Here is a 19,177-nt window from a genome sequence, read left to right as displayed (position 1 = left end):
GGTGGGTCGAACGACGCACCGGCATAGGATTTTTGTCATGGAGCCCAGTTAAGATCAGCGATCATGCTGGCATCAGCAGGTTTTGAACGGTCGATTGCACGACCTGATGGGGATCTCCCGGGCGTCGCTGTCCCTGGGGTCGACTGCGCGCGAAGTATCAGCAAGGAGGCAAGATGTCGCTGTGTTTGACTATCACTAGTTATCACAAGATTACCCCCGGGCAATGCTCGGAAAAGTCCATGAACCAGGGCTCGATGGCTATCGGCCGTAGCTCGGATAATGACTGGGTATTGCCTGATCCCGAGCGCCTGGTGTCTTCGCAGCACTGCGTTATTCAATACAAAGATGGTCGTTATTATTTAACCGATAACAGTACAAACGGTGTGGAGTTGGTTAACGCCGGCATCCGTTTGCGCAGGGGTAACAGCGAGCTGTTGCAGGATGGCGAGCTGATCCGCATCGGCGATTACGAGATCCAGGCGCGGATCGACTTCAACATGCAGGCCATCGACAGCCAGCCGTTCGCCGGTGATTCGCCGAACAGCTTTGAGGCCCTGATGGGCGCCGTGGCGAACAAGCCCGCGCCGACGCCGGTGATTGCCCCGCAATTCCAGGGCGCTTCGTCGATGGACACGCTGCCGGACCTGTTCGACTTCCTCAGCCCCACCACCGTGCCGCCGCCCACCGTGGCCGACCATGTTCCCAGCGAACAACACGACTTCCGCCCGCCGACCCCGGTGGCGGTACCCGTGGTCGAGACGCCTGTGGTCTCGGGCTCGGTGATTCCCGAAGACTGGGACCTGTTTGGCGACACGCCGGCACCGTTGGCCAGTGCGCCTCCGCCACCGCCACCCGCACCGATCATCCAGCCGCCACCCGTGGTCGAGCCAGCGCCCCCTGTAGCCGACACCCGGCAGCCCGATCTCTTGCAAGCCTTCCTGCGCGGTGCCGGCCTGGACCAGTTGCGCCTGGACAAGGCCCAGGCGGAGGCGCAGATGGAAAACATCGGCCGCAGCTACCGCCTGATGGTCGAAGGCCTGATCGACGTATTGCGTGCCCGCGCCAGCCTCAAGGGTGAGTTCCGCATGCAGCAGACCATGATCCAGCCTGCCGAAAACAATCCGTTGAAATTCGCACCGAATGCCGACGAAGCGTTACTGCTTTTGCTTCGCCACGGCAACCAGGCGTTTATGGCGCCGGACATTGCCGTGCGCGACAGTTTTGATGACCTGCGCGCCCACCAACTGGCGGTGATGGCCGGGGTGGAAGCAGCGATCAAGCACCTGCTCACGCGCTTTGAACCGGCGCAACTGGAAGAGCGCATGGGCAAGCCCGGCGGGCTGTCGAACCTGTTCGCCGGCTCGCGCCAGGCCCAGTACTGGCAGCAGTTCACCGAGCTCTACAGCAATATTTCCCGCGAGGCCCAGGAAGATTTCCAGGACCTGTTCGGCCGTGAATTCAGTCGGGCCTACGAAGAACACAGCGCGCGACAGCGTCGGTAAAACCGCGCCGCAACCTATGGATTAACGGATAGCTAAGTACGTCATTGAGGACGCAGGATGATTCCCAGGTTTTTACTCGCAGTCGCCACCGCGCTGCTGCTGACCGCGTGTAGCAAGGATGCGGTCAAACCCGAAACGGCTGCTGAGGCTGAAGTGGACACCGCCGCCGTCGAGCTGCACTTCCACGCCATTGCCGGGCTTAACCCCGGCGCCAACGGCCAGGCCGCGCCGGTGCGGGTGCGCATTTTCGAACTGAAGAACGCCGCCACCTTCGCCCGCTCCGATTACTTCGCCCTGGCCGACCGTGCGCAATCGACCCTCGGCCTGGACCTGCTGGACCAGGACGAAGTCATGGTGCAACCCGGCCAGCAACTGAGCATCCAGCGCGACCTCGACCCCTCCACGCGCCAGATCGGCTTGCTGGTGGGTTATCGCGAGTTGGACCGCGCGCAATGGCGCACGGTGATCAACGTGCCGGCGCGCCAATACACCGAATACCAGATCAGCCTCGATGTGCGTGCCGTGCGCGCCGACGTCGTGGTCACCCCATCCAGCCCTGCCCAATAAGAAGCAATCGGAGCTCCCCATGTCCTGGAACAATCGCGTGGTCTGGTCGGAAGGCATGTTCATCGGAACGCAGCACTTCCAGCAGCATGACCGTTACCTGGAAAACCTGATCGACGCCCGTAGCCGCCCGTTGTCCGCCGGCGCCTGGGGGTTTTCCGAATTGCTGATCGACCAGGGCCTGCTGGCCCAGGGCAAGCTGGCCATCGTCTCGGCGCGCGGCCTGTTGCCCGACGGCACGCCGTTCAACATTCCCCAGGATGACCTGGCGCCCAGCCCGCTGAACATCGACGACAACCTGCGCGATGGCCTGGTCTACCTGGCCTTGCCACTCAAGCGTGCGGGGGCCCGCGACACCGTGGATGAAGGCGAACCCCTGGAAGCCGCGCGCTACGTGAGCCAGGTGCGCGAAGTGCGCGATGACAACGCACCGTTCGAAAACCGCGCGCCGGTGGCCGTGGGTTCCCGGGCCCTGCGCTTGCTGACCGCCCAGGATGGCATCAGTGACTACGCCGCCGTGGGCCTGGTGCGCATCAAGGAAAAACGCGCCGACCGTGCGCTGGTCCTCGACGACAGCTACATCCCGCCCGTGCTGGACGTGGCCGCGAGCAAGCCGTTGAGCGCGTTTCGCAGCGAACTGCTGGGCCTGCTGCACCAGCGCGGCGAAGCCCTGGCGGGCCGCGTGGTTGCCTCGGGGGCCGGCGGTGCGTCGGAGATCGCCGACTTCATGCTGCTGCAACTGGTCAACCGCGCCCAGCCGCTGATCCAGCATTTCAGCCAGTTGAGCCCACTGCACCCGGAGCGCTTTTTCAGCGCACTGGTCAGTCTGGCCGGTGAGTTTTCGACCTTTTCCACCTCGAGCCGTCGTCCCCAGGAATACCCGCAATACCAGCACGACGACCTGGCCCTGAGCTTCGCCCCGGTCATGGCGGCCCTGCGCGAAGCCCTGTCGATGCTGATCGACAGCAAGGCCACGCCGATCCCGATTGTCGAGAAAGCCTACGGCGTCCACGTGGCCATGCTGGCCGACAAAACCTTGCTCGACAGCGCCAGCTTCATCCTCGTGGTCCGTGCCGATGTGCCCGGCGAAACCCTGCGTGCGCGCTTCGGCCAGCAGAGCAAGGTCGGATCGGTGGAGCACATCCGCGACCTGGTCAACCTGCAACTGCCGGGTATCACCTTGCTGCCGTTGCCAGTGGCGCCGCGCCAACTGCCGTACCACGCAGGCTCGACGTATTACGAACTGGACCGTGGCAGCGAGCATTGGCAGCAACTGGGCAATTCCGGTGGTTTTGCCTTCCATATCGCCGGGCAGTTCCCGGGCTTGAACCTGGCCTTCTGGGCGATCCGAGGATAATCCGCGATGCATCCCAATGATGACGACCGCACCCAGTTCATGCCGCGCCCGGGTGGCCGTGCGCCGGAACCCGCGCGTGCCGAACCGGCCCCGCTGTCGATGCCGGCCGCGCCGATTCTCACCGGCAAAAGCCAGGGCCTGAACCCGCTGGAAAGCGCCGCCGGCCCGCTGTTGGCGCTGTTGACGCGCCTGCGCAACACCATCGCGCACCCGGCGCCGGCCAGCCTGCGCGCGCAGTTGCTGGCGTACCTGCGCCAGTTCGAAGAACGCGCCGAAGCCGCTGGCGTGGCCCGCAACGAGGTGCTGCTGGCGCGCTACGCGCTGTGCACCGCCCTCGATGAGGCGGTGTTGAGCACGCCGTGGGGCAGCACCAGCGATTGGGGCAAGCAGAGCCTGTTGATCACCGTGCACAACGAGGCCTGGGGGGGCGAAAAAGTCTTCCAGTTACTCGACCACTGCCTGCAAAGTCCACGGGAGCGCCTGTACCTGCTGGAGCTGTTGTACCTGTGCATGTGCCTGGGGTTCGAAGGCCGTTACCGCGTGATGAACGACGGTCGCAGCCAGTTGGAAGCCTTGCGTGAGCGCACGGCGGCGGCGATTCGCAGTGCTCGCGGTGACCACGAGCGCGAACTGTCGCCCCATTGGCGTGGCGTCACCGTCGCGCGTGATCGGCTGGCGCAGTTCATGCCGCCCTGGATCGCCGTGGCGATCGGCCTGGCGTTGTTGCTGGCCTTGCTGTTCACCTTGCGCCTGCTGCTGGCGGCGCAGGCCGAGCCGGTGTTCAAGAACATCCATGCCCTGGGCGAGATCCCGGTGCAGGCCATCGACCGTCCGGTGGCACAGCCCAAAGTGATCGAGCGTCCGCGTCTGGCCGGCTTCCTGGCGGAAGACATCAAGGCCGGTCGCGTCGCGGTGGAAGACAAGGTCGACCGCTCCGTGGTCACCATTCGTGGCGATGAGCTGTTTGCGTCCGCCAGTTCCAGCATCGTCGATGACTACCAGCCGCTGATGCTGCGCATCGCCGACGCCATCCGCAAGGTCAAGGGCCAGGTGCGCGTCACCGGGCACAGCGACAACCGCCCGATTGCTACGCTGCGTTTCCCGTCCAACTGGGCATTGTCCGAAGCGCGGGCCAAGTCGGTATTGGAAATCCTCGCGGCCAAGACCGGCCAGGCTGATCGCTTCAGTGCCGAGGGCCGCAGCGACACCGAGCCGTTGGCGACCAACGCAACTGCCGAAGGCCGTGCCCGCAATCGTCGGGTTGAAATCACCGTATTGGCGGAGGGCGTCGAGTGAAGGCGTTTTTCAGTTTCATGATTCGCTGGGTGATCCCCGTGCTGGGCCTGATCGCCCTGAGCCTGATCATCTGGTTTGTGGGGCCGTTGCTCGACGTGCTGGTGCCGGAAGGGCGCCGTTGGGCGCTGATCATCCTGGTGTTTGCGGTGTGGATCGCCTACCGCGTGTTCCGCATCATCCAGGCGCGGCGCCAGGCGGCCGAAGTGATGCGCAGCCTGGCGGCCGAAACCCCGGCCGACCCCAACAGCGTGGCCACCGCCGAAGAACTCACCACCCTGCGCCAGCGCATGGACGAAGCCCTGGCGCTGCTGAAAAAGGCCAAGCTCGGTGGCGACGAACGTCGCAACCTTTATGAGCTGCCGTGGTACGTGATCATCGGCCCGCCGGGTTCGGGCAAGACCACGGCGCTGGTCAACTCCGGGCTGCACTTTCCGCTGGCGGCCCAGTTGGGTGCCGGGGCGGTGCGCGGTGTCGGCGGTACGCGCAACTGCGACTGGTGGTTTACCGACCAGGCGGTATTGCTCGACACCGCCGGCCGCTACACCACCCAGGACAGCAATTCGACGGTGGACAAAGCCGCCTGGCTGGGCTTTCTCGACCTGCTGAAAAAGCAGCGCTCGCGCCGGCCCATCGATGGCGCCTTTATCGCCATCAGCCTGTCGGACCTGCTGCTGGGCACCGATGCCGAGCGCGCGGCCCATGCGGCGGCGATCCGCCTGCGTATCCAGGAGCTGTACACCCAATTGGGCGTGCGTTTCCCGATCTACCTGATGCTGACCAAGCTCGACCTGGTGCCGGGCTTCATGGAGTTCTTCGACAACCTGAGCAAGGAAGAACGCGCCCAGGTCTGGGGCATGACCTTTGCCCTGGACGACGGCAAGAACAGCGACAGCCCCCTGGCGCACCTGCAAAGCGAATTCGCCGGCCTCGAGCAGCGCCTCAACGAACGCCTGGTGGAGCGCCTGCAACAGGAGCGCGACCCGGCGCGGCGCGACCTGATCTACGGTTTCCCGCAGCAGTTCGGCGCATTGAAGGACTGCCTGCAAAGCTTCCTCGAAGGCGTGTTCAAGCCCAATGCCTTTGAAGAACGCGTATTGCTGCGCGGCGTGTACTTCACCAGCGGCACCCAGGAAGGCAGCCCGATCGATCGCCTGATCGGCGCCATGGCCCAGAGCATGAACCTGGACCGCCAGCACCTGGCGCGCCAGAGCGGCACCGGGCGCAGTTACTTCATCGAAAAACTCTTCACCGCCGTAGCCTTTGCCGAACGTGGCCTGGTGGGCGTTAATCCGAAAGTCGAGCGTCGGCGCACGTGGATCGCACGCGGTGTACTCGCGGCCACCGTGGCCTTGGTGATCGTGGTCAGCAGCCTGTGGTGGGTGAGTTATCGCGCCAACCAGGCGTATATCGCCCAGGTCGACCAGAAGGTCGCGCCACTGGGCCAGACCGTCCAGAACCTCAGCCCGGCACAGCGTGAAGTGCTCGCGGTGCTGCCGCTGCTCAATGCGGTGAAGAACCTCGCGGGGGATTCGCCGAGCTGGTCCGAAGGCCTGGGGCTGTATCAGGGCGATATGCTCGAAGCCGAGTCCGCCAGCGTCTATCGCAAGCTGTTGATCGCCGTGTTTGCGCCGCGCCTGGTGACGCGCATCGAGGAGCAACTGCACGGCGGCGGCAACTCCGACTTCCTCTACGAAGGCCTCAAGGCCTACCTGATGCTCGCCGACAGCGAGCATTACGACCCGGACTTCATCAAGGCCTGGATCGCCCTCGACTGGGACCGCAACCTGCCGCGCGACCTGCCGGCCGATCAGCGCCAGGCGTTGAGCGGGCACTTGCAGGCGCTGTTCGAGCGCCATCCGCCGAATGCGCGCCTTGACCCGCGCTTGATCGACGATCTGCGTCGCCAGTTGCAACAACTGCCGGTGGCCCAGCGTGTCTACGACCGGGTCAAGCGCCAGAAACTGCCCGAAGGCATCCCGGACTTCCGTATCAACGAAGCCGCTGGCCGTGACGCTGCGCTGGTGTTCAGCCGTAAAAGCGGCAAGCCGTTGGGCGAGCCGTTGAGTGGCTTTTTCACCGCCAAGGGTTATCGCCAGGCGTTTTTGCTCAGCAGCCTGAACCAGACCGGCACCCTGGCCGAAGAACAATGGGTGCTGGGCCATGAGCAGGCCGATCAGCAGAACGTGGTCAGCCTGGCCGCCGATGTGCGTCGCCTGTATTTCCAGGACTATCAGCGCCAGTGGGATGCGCTGCTCGCCGATATCGACTTTGTGCCGATCACCAGCGTGGCCCAGGCGGCCGATGTGCTGCGGGTGATTTCCGGGCCGAGTTCACCGCTGAAAAAACTGCTGGTGGCCGTGGCCAGGGAAACCGATCTGCAAGCCGAAGAGCGCCAATTGGCCGCCAAAGGCGTGCCGGTGGAAGGTGGCGTCGACAAGCTCAAGGAGCGCCTCGGCAGCCTGCTCGGCCAGGAGCAACCGACGGCCAATGCGCCGGCTGCAGCGGATGATCCGGTGACCGCGCACTTTGCCGAACTCAACAGCATCGTCAGCAAGAACGAAGGTGAACCGGCGGCCATCGACGGTCTGTTGTCGGACATGAACGCGCTGTATGTGCAGGTCAGCGCCATGGTCGGGGCCAGCGGCGATGCCTTGCTTGGCGAGGCGAAGAACCAGGCCGCGGCTGCGGCCACACGGGTCAGCCTGAACGCCGAGCGCCAACCGCCGCTGGTGCAGGGCATGGTCAAGTCGGTGGTCAACTCCACCACCAACAGCATGATGGGTGGCGTGCGTAACCAACTGAACGCGGCGTGGGTCAGCGAAGTGGTCAATGTGTACCGTCAGTCCCTGGCCGGCCGTTACCCGATGTCGCCGGGCAGCACGCGGGATGCGACCCTGGATGACTTCGGCCAGTTCTTCGGCGTGGGCGGGGTGATGGACAACTACTTCCGCAAATACCTGCAGCCGTACGTGGACACCTCGGCACAGACCTGGCGCTGGCAGCCGGGCGCGGCACAGAAGCTGGGGATTGCGCCGGGCGTGTTGCAAACCTTCCAGCGCGCGGCGACGATCCGCGATGCATTTTTCCGCTCCGGTGGCACCCAACCGATCGTACGTTTCGAACTCAAGCCGGTGTCGATGGACCCGACCATCACCCAGTTCCTGCTCGACCTCGACGGCCAGCAATTGAGCTACGACCACGGCCCGAGCCGCCCGGTGGCGATGCAGTGGCCGAACCCCGGCAGCATTGGCGTGGTGCGTATCTCGATCATGCCGCCGTCGGCCAGTGGCCGCTCGGGCGTGACCCTGGACGGGCCGTGGGCCTGGTTCCGCCTGCTGGAACAGTCGGACCTCACCGCCGGCAATTCGCCGGACCGCTTCAACCTGCGCCTGCGGGTCGACGGTGCGAGCATCGCCTACGAGTTGCGCGCCAACAGCGCCTTCAACCCGTTCAAGAGCCGCGTGCTCAGTGGCTTCAGCCTGCCGGAGCGGCTATGACGACGCTGGGTTTCTACGGCAAGCTGGCCAGTCGCGGAGACTTCGTCAGCCGTGCCTTGCCCCAGAGCTTTATCGGCCCGTGGGACAGTTGGCTGGCGGCGGGGTTGCTCGCCAGCCAGAACAGCCTCGGCGCCGACTGGCTCAATGCGTACCTGGTCAGCCCTCTGTGGCGCTTTGTGCTGGCGCCCGGCGTGTGCGGGCCGGACGCGGCGGCGGGCGTGGTGATGCCGAGCATTGACCGGGTCGGGCGCTATTTCCCGCTGGCGGTGGTCGCCTTGCTCGATCACGACATCAACCCGGCGTCCCTGGTGGGCGGGCCGGACAGCTGGTTCGAGCAGGCCGAAGAGCTGTTGCTCAGCACCCTGGATGCCGGCGCGACGTTTGAACGCTTCAACGCTGGCCTCGACGACCTGGGCTTACCGGCGACCGAGCCGCGTGCGGTGGACAGCCGTTTCGCCGGCCTGCAGCGCGTGGCGGCCAGCGTGCCGCACCAGCGCATGACCGCGCTCGCCGAACAGGCCTGCGACGGTGCGAGCCTGTGGTGGGGGCGTGGTTCGCAGACGATTTCCCCTGGTTTATTGCGGTGTCAGGGCCTGCCTGCCGCCGGCGATTTTGCGCAGTTTCTGCTCGGACAAGAAGGTGTGGTGTAGATGGGGTCGACGTACAAATCCGCGAGCAAAAGCCATGTGGGCATGGTTCGCCAGGTCAACGAAGACGCATGCCTGGACCTGCCGGAAAACCGCCTGTGGGTGGTGGCCGACGGCATGGGCGGGCACGCGGCGGGGGATTATGTCAGCAGCCTGATCGTCGACAGCCTGCGCAGCGTGCCGATGGGCCGTTCCCTCGACGAGTACTCGGCAGCCCTGCGCAATGACCTGACCCGCATCAACGCCGCCGTGCGTGAAGAAACCGCCAACCGTGGCGTGACCATGATGGGCAGCACGGTGGTGGTGCTCGCCGCGCGCGGCTTGCGCGGTGTGTGCCTGTGGGCCGGCGACAGTCGCCTGTACCGCCTGCGCGACGGCGTGCTCGAAGGCATCTCTCGCGATCACAGCTACGTCCAGGACCTGCAGGACAGCGGCCTGCTCAGCGAAGCCGATGCCCGCGTGCACCCGCGCGCCAACATCGTCACCCGCGCCATTGGCGTGGAAGCCCAGCTGGAACTGGCGGTGGTCGACCTGCTGATCGCCCCCGGCGACAGCTACCTGCTGTGCAGCGATGGCCTGAACAAGACCGTCGAAGACCATGAGATCCGCGAAGTGCTCAGCCACGACGCGCCGGATGAAATCGTGCGCAGCCTGGTGCACCTGGGGCTCAACCGTGGCGCGCCGGACAACATCACCGCCATCGTCGTGAAGGTATCGGCATGAACATTGTGATTCCGGGCTATGACATCGACGGCGAGATCGGCGAAGGCGCCATGGCCAGCGTGTACCTGGCGACCCAGCGTTCCCTGGAGCGCAAGGTGGCGTTGAAGGTGATGGCGGCGGCACTGGCGGCCGACCCGAGCTTCTGCGAACGTTTCCTGCGCGAGGGCAAGACCCTCGCGCGGCTGTCCCACCCGCACACGGTGACCATCCATGACATCGGCAATGTCGGTGAGCTGTACTACATGGCCATGGAATACCTGCCCAACGGCACGCTCAAGGAGCGCATCGCCGCCGGCCTGACGCCGGAGCAGGGCATTACGCTGATCCGCCAGATCGCCTCGGCGCTGGGCTATGCCCATGCCCAGGGGCTGGTGCACCGCGACGTCAAGCCGGCAAACATCCTGTTCCGCGCCGATGGCACGGCGGTGCTGTCGGACTTCGGTATCGCCAAGTCCCTGGACGACCGCACCCAATTCACCCAGGCCGGCTTTGCCGTGGGCACGCCGAGCTACATGAGCCCGGAGCAGGCGCGGGGCCAGGAGATCGATGGCCGTGCCGACCTCTACGCGCTGGGCGTGGTGCTGTATGAAATCCTCGTCGGCAAGCTGCCGTACAACGGCAACGATGCGCTGTCCACCGCGCTGGCGCACCTGACCGAACCCTTGCCGGAATTGCCGGTGCACCACGGCCGCTATCAGGGCGTGCTGCGCAAGCTGTTGGCCAAGGACCCGGCGGAGCGTTTCCCGGATGCGGCGGCGCTGCTGCAGGCGCTGGATAACCTGCCTGCGGAGTCGCCGGAGGCCACGCTGGTGCGGCCGTTGCCGATCCCGCTGAGTTTTGATCTGGCGGGCATGACCCCGGTCACCATCGACATCCCGACCGACAGGCCCCAGGCGCAACCGGTACGCCAGCCGGTGGTAACGCCGACCCAGCACAAGGCCGTGTCCGAGCAGCGCCGTGGGCCGGTGCTGGCACTGGCCGCCGTGGCGGTGGCCGTCGCATTGGCCATTGGTGGCGGCAGTTACTGGTGGTTGAGCGGCAGTGATGAACCGGCCAAGCCGCCGGCTGCCGTCGTGCCTCAGGCCAAGCCACCGACGGCGGTCGCCGACGTGCCCCCGGCAACGCCCACTACGGCCGCCGAAGTGGACGGCGGCCAACGGCCGTTATTGATGGCCGGCAAGAAGACCCTGTTCCAGCGCGTCCTCAGCAAGCCCGGCGCCAAGCTGTCGGATGACGCCGGCGGCGCGCCGGGCAAGGCCCTGCCGGCGTTCTCCGTGCTGTATGTGTACCAGCGCAAAGACGTCGACGGCAGCCCGTGGGTGCGCGTCGGTGCCGCCACCGATGGCCGCAGCGACGGCTGGTTGCCGGCCGCCCAGGTCAGCGACTGGAAGCAAAGCCTCGTGCTCAAGTTCACCGAACGCTCCGGCCGGGCGCCGGTGATGTTCCTGCGCCAATCCGGCGAAGTGGAAAAGTTGCTCGCTGATCCAGCCGCCGCCAAAGGCGTGCTGGCCAAGGCGCAGAAGAACAGCGACGACAACGGCCAGGTCCTGGCCCTGGAGCCGGCCGCCAGCGCGGTGCCGCAGAACCAGTTCTACCTGTTGCCGATCTTCGACGCCAAGGAGAGCTTCGACGAAAACGGCCAGCCGGTGCAGTTGCTTAACGTCGCCTCCATCGACCCGGGCAGCAACGCTGCGGCCAAACCATCGACCCCGGTGATCAACGCCAATGCCGACGCCTTCCGCACTGCCGTGGTGCTGGTGGTGGACACCACGGTCTCCATGCAGCCCTACATCGACCAGATCCGCGACGTGGTGCACGAGTTGCAAACCCGTATCGCCGAGCGTGGCGAGCTGGACAGTGTCAGCTTCGGCATGGTCGGTTTCCGGAGCAGCATCAAGAAAACCCCAGGCCTGGAATACGTGGCCAAGACCCTGATCAGCCTCGACCAGGGTCGTGACCCGCAACGCTTCCTCGACATGGCGCGCCAGGTCAAGGCGTCTACCGTGTCCAGCCACTCCTTCAACGAGGACGCGTTTGCCGGGGTGATGCAGGCCGTGGACGGCATGGACTGGTCCGGCTACGGCGGTCGTATCATCCTGCTGGTCACCGATGCGGGCGCGCTGCGCAAGAACGACCCGTTTGCCGCCACCCAGATGAACGAAGCCGAAGTGCGCCAGGCCGCACTGGGCAAGCAGATCAAGATCTACGCGCTGCACCTGCGCACCGACGCGGGCAAGAAAACCCACGCCGGCGCCGAGAGCCAATATCGCATCCTCACCGCCGACGCCAACCCGCAGATCGGCGACCTGTACACGCCCGTGCCGGGTGGCGATGTGCGCAAGCTGGGCGAGCGTGTCGACGAGATCGGCAGTGTGTTCGCCAACCTCGTGCACCAGGTGCGCAGCAATACGCCGCAAGCGGTGCCGCTGCTGAGTGCCGCGCCGAGCCTGGCGGACAAATCCGCAGCGGTCGGCTATGCCATGCACATGGACTTCCTCGGGCGCCGGAACGCCAGCCAGGCGCCGCAGCTGGTCAGTGCCTGGACCGCCGACCGCGACCTGACCAACCCCGCGCTGCCGGCGTTCCAGGTGTGCGTGATGCTGACCAAGCTGCAGCTCAATGACCTGCAACAGTCGCTGAAACTGATCGTCGATGCGGCGCGCAAGACCCAGACCTCGCCCAAGGATTTCTTCCAGGAAATCGCCAGCGCCTCGGCCTATATGAGCCGCGACCCCCAAGCCCTGCGCAAGGGCGGCAACCTGGCCGACGGCGGCATTCTCGGCGAATACCTTGAAGGCCTGCCGTACCGCAGCAAGTCGCTGAACATGACCCAGGACCTGTGGTTGTCGTTGAGCGTGGCCGAGCAGGAAGACTTTATCGACGAGCTGGATTCGAAAATCCGCCTCTACGAAACCTTCCACAATGACGTGGCCAACTGGGTCCGTTTCGGCGATGCCGAGCCGGGCGATGCGTTGTACCGCGTGCCGTTGTCGACGCTGCCGTAATGCTGAACCTGAGCGCGGTGCACAAGAGCCGGGGTGTCGGCAGCCAGCGTTACAGCCTGGTGATCCCGGCGCTGCACCTGCGTGCCGGCGAGCAATTGGCGATTGTCGGGCCGAGCGGGTGCGGCAAGAGCACCTTGCTGGATCTGTTGGCGCTGGTACTGGCGCCGGATCAGGTGGGCCGGTTCGAATTCAACCGGCAGGACATTGGTGGACTGTGGCGCGCCGATCAGCAATCCACCCTGGCCGCGCTGCGCAGCCAGCACTTGGGCTATGTGCTGCAAACCGGCGGGCTGCTGGGCTTTCTGGATGTGCGCAGCAATATCGCGCTGTCCCGGCAACTGCTGGGGTTGAAAGACGACGGCAGCGTGACGCGCCTGGCGGAACAGCTGGAGATCAGCGACCAGTTGGCCAAGAAGCCGGCCGCGTTGTCGGTGGGCCAGCGCCAACGTGTGAGCTGCGCCCGCGCCCTGGCCCATGCACCGCAACTGGTGCTGGCCGATGAGCCGACGGCGTCCCTTGATCCGCTGAACGCCGAGCGCGTGATGCAGGCCCTGCTGGCCCAGGCCCGCGAGCACCGCGCCGCCTGTGTGATCGCCACCCATGACGAACCCTTGGCCCGTGCCAGTGGCTTGCAGGTGCGGCGCATCAGTTGCCGTCGCGATACCGATGGCGGCGTCACCGCGACCCTTGGGGAGGCGTGCTGATGCGCATCCCTCTGGTGGCGTCCCTGGCCTGGCAGGATTACCGCAACGATGCCTGGCTGTCGGCCTGTTCGGTGTTGGCGCTGGTGGCGGTGATCGCGCCGTTGCTGGTGTTGTTCGGCCTGAAATTTGGACTGGTTAGCAGTTTGACCGAACGTTTGGAGACCGATCCGGCCACTCGTGAAATTATTCCGCTGGGCGGTGGTCGATTCAGCAGCGCATTTGTCGAACAGCTTGGCCAGCGCAGCGATGTGGCGTTCGCCTTACCGCGCACGCGGCAGATTGCGGCGACGGCGCAGGTGGGCACGCTGACCCTGGAAATGCTGCCGACCGCTGCGGGTGATCCGCTGCTCAACGGCCTGCCGATGCCCAGGGGCCTGGACCGGATCGTGCTGAGCCACACCGCTGCCGAGAAGCTTGCGGCGCGGCCTGGGGATTGGCTGGAGACCAGCTTTGCGCGGCAAGTGGCGGGGCGTGTAGAAGCCCAGCGCACGCGCTTGCAGGTACTGGCGGTGCTGCCGCTGGAAGCCTTCGCCCGGGATGGGTTGTTTGCCGATTTGAGATTGCTGGAAGCGGCGGAAGATTACCGCGATGGCCGTGCGGTACCGGCGTTGGGCTGGGCCGGTGATGAGGTGGGTGTGAGCGAGCAGCGGGTGTATCCGGCGTTTCGCTTGTATGCGCGCAGCCTGGCCGATGTGGAGCCGCTGCGGGTATTTTTCGCCGGGCAGAATCTGTTGGTATCGACCCAGGCACAGACGATCGCCCAGGTGCAGTCGCTGAGCCGCAACCTGTCGATCGTCTTCTGGATCATCGCCGGGTTGGCCTTGGCGGGCGCGTTTGCGGCGATCTTCGCCGGGGTGTTGGCCGCTGTGGCGCGCAAGCGCCGGGAATTGTCGGTGTTGCGCCTGTTGGGGTTTTCCACCGGCGCGCTGTTGTTGTTTGTGGTGCTGCAGGCGCTGTACAGCGCAGGGTTTGCCGCTTTACTCAGCGTTGGGCTGTATGGCCTGGCCGAGGCGGCGTTGAACAAGTTATTCGTGCAGGTGCCGGGCGAACACGCCAGCCACCTGCTGGCGCGTCACTATGGCCTGGCCCTGGTTGCAGTCCTTGGCGTCAGCGCCGTGGCGGCAGCCTGTGGTGGTTGGCGAGTGGCGCGTATCCAGGCTTCTGAAGGAATCAGAGATGTATAAGTTACTGGGCGCCGTTGTGGCGCTGAGCCTGGCCTCGCTGGCCATGGCCGATGAAGCGAGCGACAAGCTCGACAACCCCAAGCCGTTGCCCGACGACGTCAGCCTGCCGCTGCCGTGCGAAGGCACTATGGTGTTCCGCTACGCCTATGTGCTGGCCCAAGGGACCTTGGATGACCGCGAGATCAGCCTCGGCTACCCCTTCGCCGAAGGCGAGGCGGGTTACCAGCAGTCATTTATCTCCGGCTACCGCCGCGACTTTATCAACGGCCAGTTCACCCTCAAGGACTTGCCGAAAGACTGGAGCAAAGTCATTGCGCCGTTGATGCCGAAGACCGACGCCAAGACCCCGCTCAAGCCCATGCTGTACTTCATCGGCAAGTACGAAGTGACCGCCCGCCAGTACGCCCAGGTGATGGCCCAGGCGCAATCCCTGGCCAGTGGCGAACCGGCACCGGCGTGCGATGCGCCCACCGGCATGGCCGGGCGTTTGCCCAAGGTGAAGCTGTCGCGCTTTGAGGCCGAGCGCTTTTCGGCGGTGTACAGCGCCTGGCTGATGAAATACCACCGCGATTTGCTGCCGGTGAGCGGTCGTGGGTCGTCGGCGGAAGACGGCGGCCTGGGTTTCGTGCGCCTGCCCACTGAAGTGGAGTGGGAGTTCGCCGCACGCGGTGGCCAGGCGGTGAGCCGCCAGGACTTGGAAGGGCGCCTGTTTCCACGCCGCGTTGAAGGCAGCGACAGCGATGGCCCGCTGGGTGATTACGCGGTGTTCAACCAGGTCGCCGGCGGTACTGGCCAGGCCGCACGCCTGATGCCTATCGGTACCAAGCTGCCCAACCCCATCGGCATGTTCGACGTGATCGGCAACGCCGCGGAAATGGTCCAGGAGTCCTTCCAGCTGGTGCACGCCGGTCGTCGCCAGGGCACCTACGGCGGCTTTGTGGTCAAGGGCGGCAACTACCTCGAAGGCGAGGGCACGCTGTTTACCGGCATGCGCCGCGAATACCCGCTGTTCGCCGCCGACGGCACCGAGCAGAGCAACGAGACCACGGGTTTTCGCGTGGCAATCGGTGCGTTGTCGGCGCCGCGCTCGCGTTACAAGGAGTTGTTTGCGCAGTGGCAGAAAGAGGGCCGCCTGGCCTCGCTGACCGACGCCATCGATGACGCCCAGGACCCGACCAAGCGCCTGGACAGCATCATCGCCGCCAGCGTCGACCCCAAGCTGCAGGCCGAACTCGGGCTGGTCAATGAAGAACTCAAGCGCAATGTCTCGCTGATCGCCCAGCAACGCGAAGAAGCGGCGGGCAACCTGATTCAGTCGGCCGCGCTGGTGGCCGAGACCATCAGCAACTACAACATCCGCCTGGCCAACCTGCAGAAGAGTCGCCAGCAGGCCCTGGACAACAAGGAAGAGGCCAGCGCGGCACTGTTTGCCACGGCCATCGAAAACGGACGCAGCGCCCTCGATGGCGCGGTGGCGATCTATATCGACAACCTGGCCACCGGCACGCGTTACACCGATGCGGTGATCCAGGCGCAGTTTCAACGGATCAAGGAAGAGTTGGATCGCAAGCCCGTGCTCGGCAAGAGCCTGGTGACGCGCGCAACACTGTTCGTTCGCCATGTCGGCAACTACCGCAAGCAACAGCGGGCCGACCCGGCGACGATCTTGAAGGAATTGCTCGCAGCGAGCGGTCAGCGCTGATCGCTGGCTGTATGGCGAGCTTGGAAGGGACTCAGGCGGCAGTGGCCGTGCTGGGCAAGTCAAACTTAGAAGAGAACACAACCTATGCTTTTTTCCCGTAAGGCGGTTTCCAAGCGTCACTTGCTGCTGATCGCGGCCGGCTTCAGCACTGTGCTGACCGGCTGCGCCACGTCGCCGGCCTCCAAGGTCGCGTCGAGCACCAAGGTCGAGTACTACCCCAACTGCTACGAGCCGGTGCAGCACTTGCGCGCCACCGATTCGAACATGACCAAGTCGGTGGTGACCGGTGCGGCCATCGGCGCGGCCGGCGGTGCCCTGCTCGGCGCCCTGACCGGCGACAAGGAAAAACGTGGCCGTAACGCCGCCATCGGTGCAGCGGGCGGGGCCCTGGCCGGCGGCGCAGCGGGTTACTACACCGAGCGTCAGAAGCAGATCGCCGATGACAACCAGCGCATTGCCTCGTATGCGGCTGACGTGAACAAAAGCGCCTCCGACATCGACCGCAGCACCGCGTACGCCAGGGCGTCCCAGCAGTGCTACCAGAGCGCATTCACCAAGTTGGTGGCGGATCGCAAAGCCAAGACCGTCAACGACACCGAAGGCCGCAAGCGCCTGGCGGAAATCGTCTCGGGCCTGAAGGAATCCAATGACCTGATCGTGGCGGTCAACGGCAAAGCCGCCGAAGACCTGAACAACTACACCCAGGCCTACGAGAAAGACCTGCAGCAGGTCGGCGTACAGCGTGCCGACGTGGTCACCGTGGCCAAGGCCGATGTAACGCCCGTTGTGACGCCGGGCAAGAAGAAAGGTACCGGCACCAAGCCACCGAAAAAGCCACCGCTTCCAACCGTACCAACAGAAGCCGTGAGCACCGAGAAAACCTTCCAGACCGCCCAGACCAAGCAGGATGAAAGCAAGAAGGTCGCCAGCGCTGGTAAAGCGCAGATCGAAGGCACTTGCCGCGATCCTAACCTGGTCGACTGGGCTCCGGTGCCTTGCCCTAACGTTTAAGTAACATGCTGCTATAAGCGTCAAACGCCAGCCGATCTTCCGCTAATGCGCAAGATCGGTAGCGTTCTTTTTGCAATTGGTTAAACTGCTGCGGCCACTCAATAATTACACCGAGGCCGTGTGCATGAAATTTCGTCTTCTCCTGTGGGTGCTGGGCCTGATGATGGGCAAAGCCAGCCGCACCAATCCTGCCTTCCAGCAACAGCTGGGTGACAAAGACCTCGCGTTCCAGTTGCAGACCCTCGACGGCAAGGTTGCCCGTCACTTCATCGTCAAGGACCAGCGCATCACCAGTCGCTCGGGTGTCCACCCGGCGCCGGCGTTTGCCATTGCGTTCAAGGATGCGGCCTACGGCTTCGCCACGATGCAGGCGAAGAACAAGCAACTGGCGTTCATGACGGGGATTCAGGACAAGTCGATCCAGATCAAGGGCAACCCGGCGCTGGTGATCTGGTTCCAGGGGTTGACCAAGTATTTGAAGCCGAAGAAAAAGAAGTAGGCTTTCAGGTCGACCGAGTTGGATAGCTATCTGACAGGCGCCAGATTCAGCCCTGGCTGAACTGCGAGGCCAATTCGCGCAGCAGCACCTCGGCATCCAGCACCTTGGCCACGACTTCATCCGCTTTGTCACGGCTCAAGCCCAAACGCTCAAGCAGTTCGTCCGGGATGGTCTCGTCCGGCCCGGACCCAATCCCCCGGCTGCGCAGCAGGCGCACGGCCAGGCACACCAGGTTCGGGTATTCGGCGTATTGCCCATCGTAGGTCGGGTCGTGCTGGAAACGCAGGGCAGTGGACAGCTCGTCCGGCATGTCCCAGTAGCGCATCAGCCAGGCGCCGATCTGCTCGCGGCTGATGCCCAGCAAGTGTTGCTCCACATAGCTGTGGCACAGGTGCGGGTTGACCTCCAGGTGGCGGCAGATCAGCGAGAAGTGCGGCGGGAACACATGGGCCAGCAACAGGTAGCCGAAGTTGTGCAGCAGGCCGGCGAGGTAGGTCAGGCCGGCTTCCGGGCGCTGGGCGCGGGGCATGGCGCGGGTCAGGCCTTCGATCACGGCGGCGGTGTAGATGGACTGGTGCCAGTACGGTGTGGCCTGGTGCGGGTGGTCCTTGGGCAGGCTCAAGGTCTTGCCCAGGGCGAGGCCCAAGGCGAGGTTGATCACCAGGTCAAAACCCAGCACGCGCACGATGGCGTCTTCCACCGAGCGGATCTTGCCCGGCGATGCGTAGTACGGCGACGCAGCCCAGCTCACCACTTGGGCGGCCAGGGCCGGGTCGGTTTCAACCACGCCGGTGATGTCGTCGATGGTGGCATTGGGGTCGACGCGCAGCTTGATGATCTTCTGGGCGGTGTCGGCCAGCGGTGGAATCTCGATGGTCGCTTCCAGGCGTTGCTGGATGCGGCGGGCGGTAAACGCCTGCATCGCCTGGGTGATTTCCTCACGGTCATCATTGGGGCGGTCGAGGTTCGGGCGGATGTTGCTCAGCGGTTCACCGAACTGGGCGGCGCTGGCCTTGGTGAGCATGGTCTTGAACGCGTCGCTGGCGATTTCCAGCAGCAGCCCGGCTTCACCTGAATGCACCAGCAGGCTCGGTTCGTCGAGCAGGCTGCCTTCGTACAGGCACGGCGAACTGGTGAGTGCCGGCAGGCCCGGCAGCAGGCTCAGGTCGTGCTTGCCCAGCATGCGCGCGACGCGGTCAGGCGACACGGCTGTAAGGCGGCGACCCGTGAGTTCGGTGAGGCGGTTGAGGTCCAGCAACTGGTTCTGCGGGAACAGCACCATCAGGGCGCCCACCGCGTCTTCCAGCAAGACGGCCTGGACTTTTTGCGCAGGATTCAGGCCCGGATGTTCGGTGACTTCCGTGTAGCTGATGGCGAGTTTTGCGAGCAAAGCCCGAATGACCGGCGGGGCGGTCAATGGGGCTGTGGCGTGGGCAACTTCTGACATGGCCTGATCCAATTTCTTACAGTCACCGAAGTATAACCA

At 64.8% G+C, this 19,177-nt stretch carries 14 protein-coding genes; 13 read left to right on the top strand and 1 reads right to left on the bottom strand.

The features are described 5' to 3' along the window. The first annotated feature begins 173 nt into the window (after positions 1-173). The 13 genes from tagH to B9N88_RS15320 all read left to right on the top strand — a co-directional run bounded on the left by tagH (position 174) and on the right by B9N88_RS15320 (position 17,691). The gene (tagH, locus tag B9N88_RS15380) at positions 174-1,502 is read left to right on the top strand and encodes a type VI secretion system-associated FHA domain protein TagH (RefSeq protein WP_027608266.1); all 1,329 of its coding nucleotides are present in this window, start codon (positions 174-176) and stop codon (positions 1,500-1,502) included. Between the two features lie 57 nt (positions 1,503-1,559). Then, positions 1,560-2,069, top strand: a complete 510-nt coding sequence (tssJ, locus tag B9N88_RS15375) for a type VI secretion system lipoprotein TssJ (protein WP_027608267.1) — start codon at positions 1,560-1,562, stop codon at positions 2,067-2,069. 19 nt (positions 2,070-2,088) lie between these two features. Further along, positions 2,089-3,423, top strand: coding sequence for a type VI secretion system baseplate subunit TssK (tssK, locus tag B9N88_RS15370; protein WP_027608268.1), 1,335 nt, complete (start codon positions 2,089-2,091; stop codon positions 3,421-3,423). Positions 3,424-3,429: 6 nt separating this feature from the next. Next, positions 3,430-4,719, top strand: coding sequence for a DotU family type VI secretion system protein (locus B9N88_RS15365; RefSeq protein WP_027608269.1), 1,290 nt, complete (start codon positions 3,430-3,432; stop codon positions 4,717-4,719). Continuing rightward, positions 4,716-8,216 carry a type VI secretion system membrane subunit TssM gene (tssM, locus tag B9N88_RS15360; RefSeq protein ID WP_027608270.1) on the top strand — a complete coding sequence of 1,167 codons (3,501 nt, stop codon included), beginning with the start codon at positions 4,716-4,718 and terminating at the stop codon, positions 8,214-8,216. Before B9N88_RS15365 ends, tssM begins: the two co-directional genes overlap by 4 nt. After that, on the top strand, positions 8,213-8,866 hold the full coding sequence (gene tagF, locus B9N88_RS15355) for a type VI secretion system-associated protein TagF (RefSeq protein ID WP_027608271.1): 654 nt from the start codon (positions 8,213-8,215) through the stop codon (positions 8,864-8,866). Before tssM ends, tagF begins: the two co-directional genes overlap by 4 nt. Beyond that, on the top strand, positions 8,867-9,586 hold the full coding sequence (locus B9N88_RS15350; RefSeq protein ID WP_027608272.1) for a PP2C family protein-serine/threonine phosphatase: 720 nt from the start codon (positions 8,867-8,869) through the stop codon (positions 9,584-9,586). Then, positions 9,583-12,591 (top strand): serine/threonine-protein kinase, encoded by a 3,009-nt coding sequence (locus B9N88_RS15345; RefSeq protein ID WP_027608273.1) that lies wholly within the window; start codon positions 9,583-9,585, stop codon positions 12,589-12,591. Before B9N88_RS15350 ends, B9N88_RS15345 begins: the two co-directional genes overlap by 4 nt. Next, a complete protein-coding gene (locus B9N88_RS15340) occupies positions 12,591-13,295 on the top strand; it encodes an ABC transporter ATP-binding protein (protein WP_027608274.1) in 705 nt (234 codons plus the stop codon). The genes B9N88_RS15345 and B9N88_RS15340 overlap by 1 nt, the downstream gene beginning before the upstream one ends. After that, complete coding sequence (locus B9N88_RS15335; protein WP_027608275.1) at positions 13,295-14,479, top strand: ABC transporter permease; 1,185 nt, start codon at positions 13,295-13,297, stop codon at positions 14,477-14,479. Before B9N88_RS15340 ends, B9N88_RS15335 begins: the two co-directional genes overlap by 1 nt. Positions 14,480-14,522: 43 nt before the next feature. Then, positions 14,523-16,181, top strand: a complete 1,659-nt coding sequence (locus tag B9N88_RS15330) for a formylglycine-generating enzyme family protein (protein WP_227432307.1) — start codon at positions 14,523-14,525, stop codon at positions 16,179-16,181. Between the two features lie 84 nt (positions 16,182-16,265). Continuing rightward, positions 16,266-17,192, top strand: coding sequence for a type VI secretion system-associated lipoprotein TagQ (tagQ, locus tag B9N88_RS15325; protein WP_027608277.1), 927 nt, complete (start codon positions 16,266-16,268; stop codon positions 17,190-17,192). 124 nt (positions 17,193-17,316) lie between these two features. Beyond that, positions 17,317-17,691 (top strand): hypothetical protein, encoded by a 375-nt coding sequence (locus B9N88_RS15320; RefSeq protein ID WP_003195530.1) that lies wholly within the window; start codon positions 17,317-17,319, stop codon positions 17,689-17,691. 46 nt (positions 17,692-17,737) lie between these two features. On the opposite strand, the gene B9N88_RS15315 is transcribed toward B9N88_RS15320, so the two are convergent. Further along, entirely contained in the window at positions 17,738-19,138 is a 1,401-nt protein-coding gene (locus B9N88_RS15315; protein ID WP_027608278.1) for an aminoacyl-tRNA deacylase and HDOD domain-containing protein, read from the bottom strand. Between the last annotated feature and the right edge of the window lie 39 nt (positions 19,139-19,177).

Source organism: Pseudomonas sp. LAMO17WK12:I1 (genome assembly GCF_900177315.1).
In the GTDB taxonomy this organism is placed as follows: Bacteria; Pseudomonadota; Gammaproteobacteria; order Pseudomonadales; family Pseudomonadaceae; genus Aquipseudomonas; species Aquipseudomonas marginalis.
This window is presented reverse-complemented; position numbering and strand designations above follow the sequence as displayed.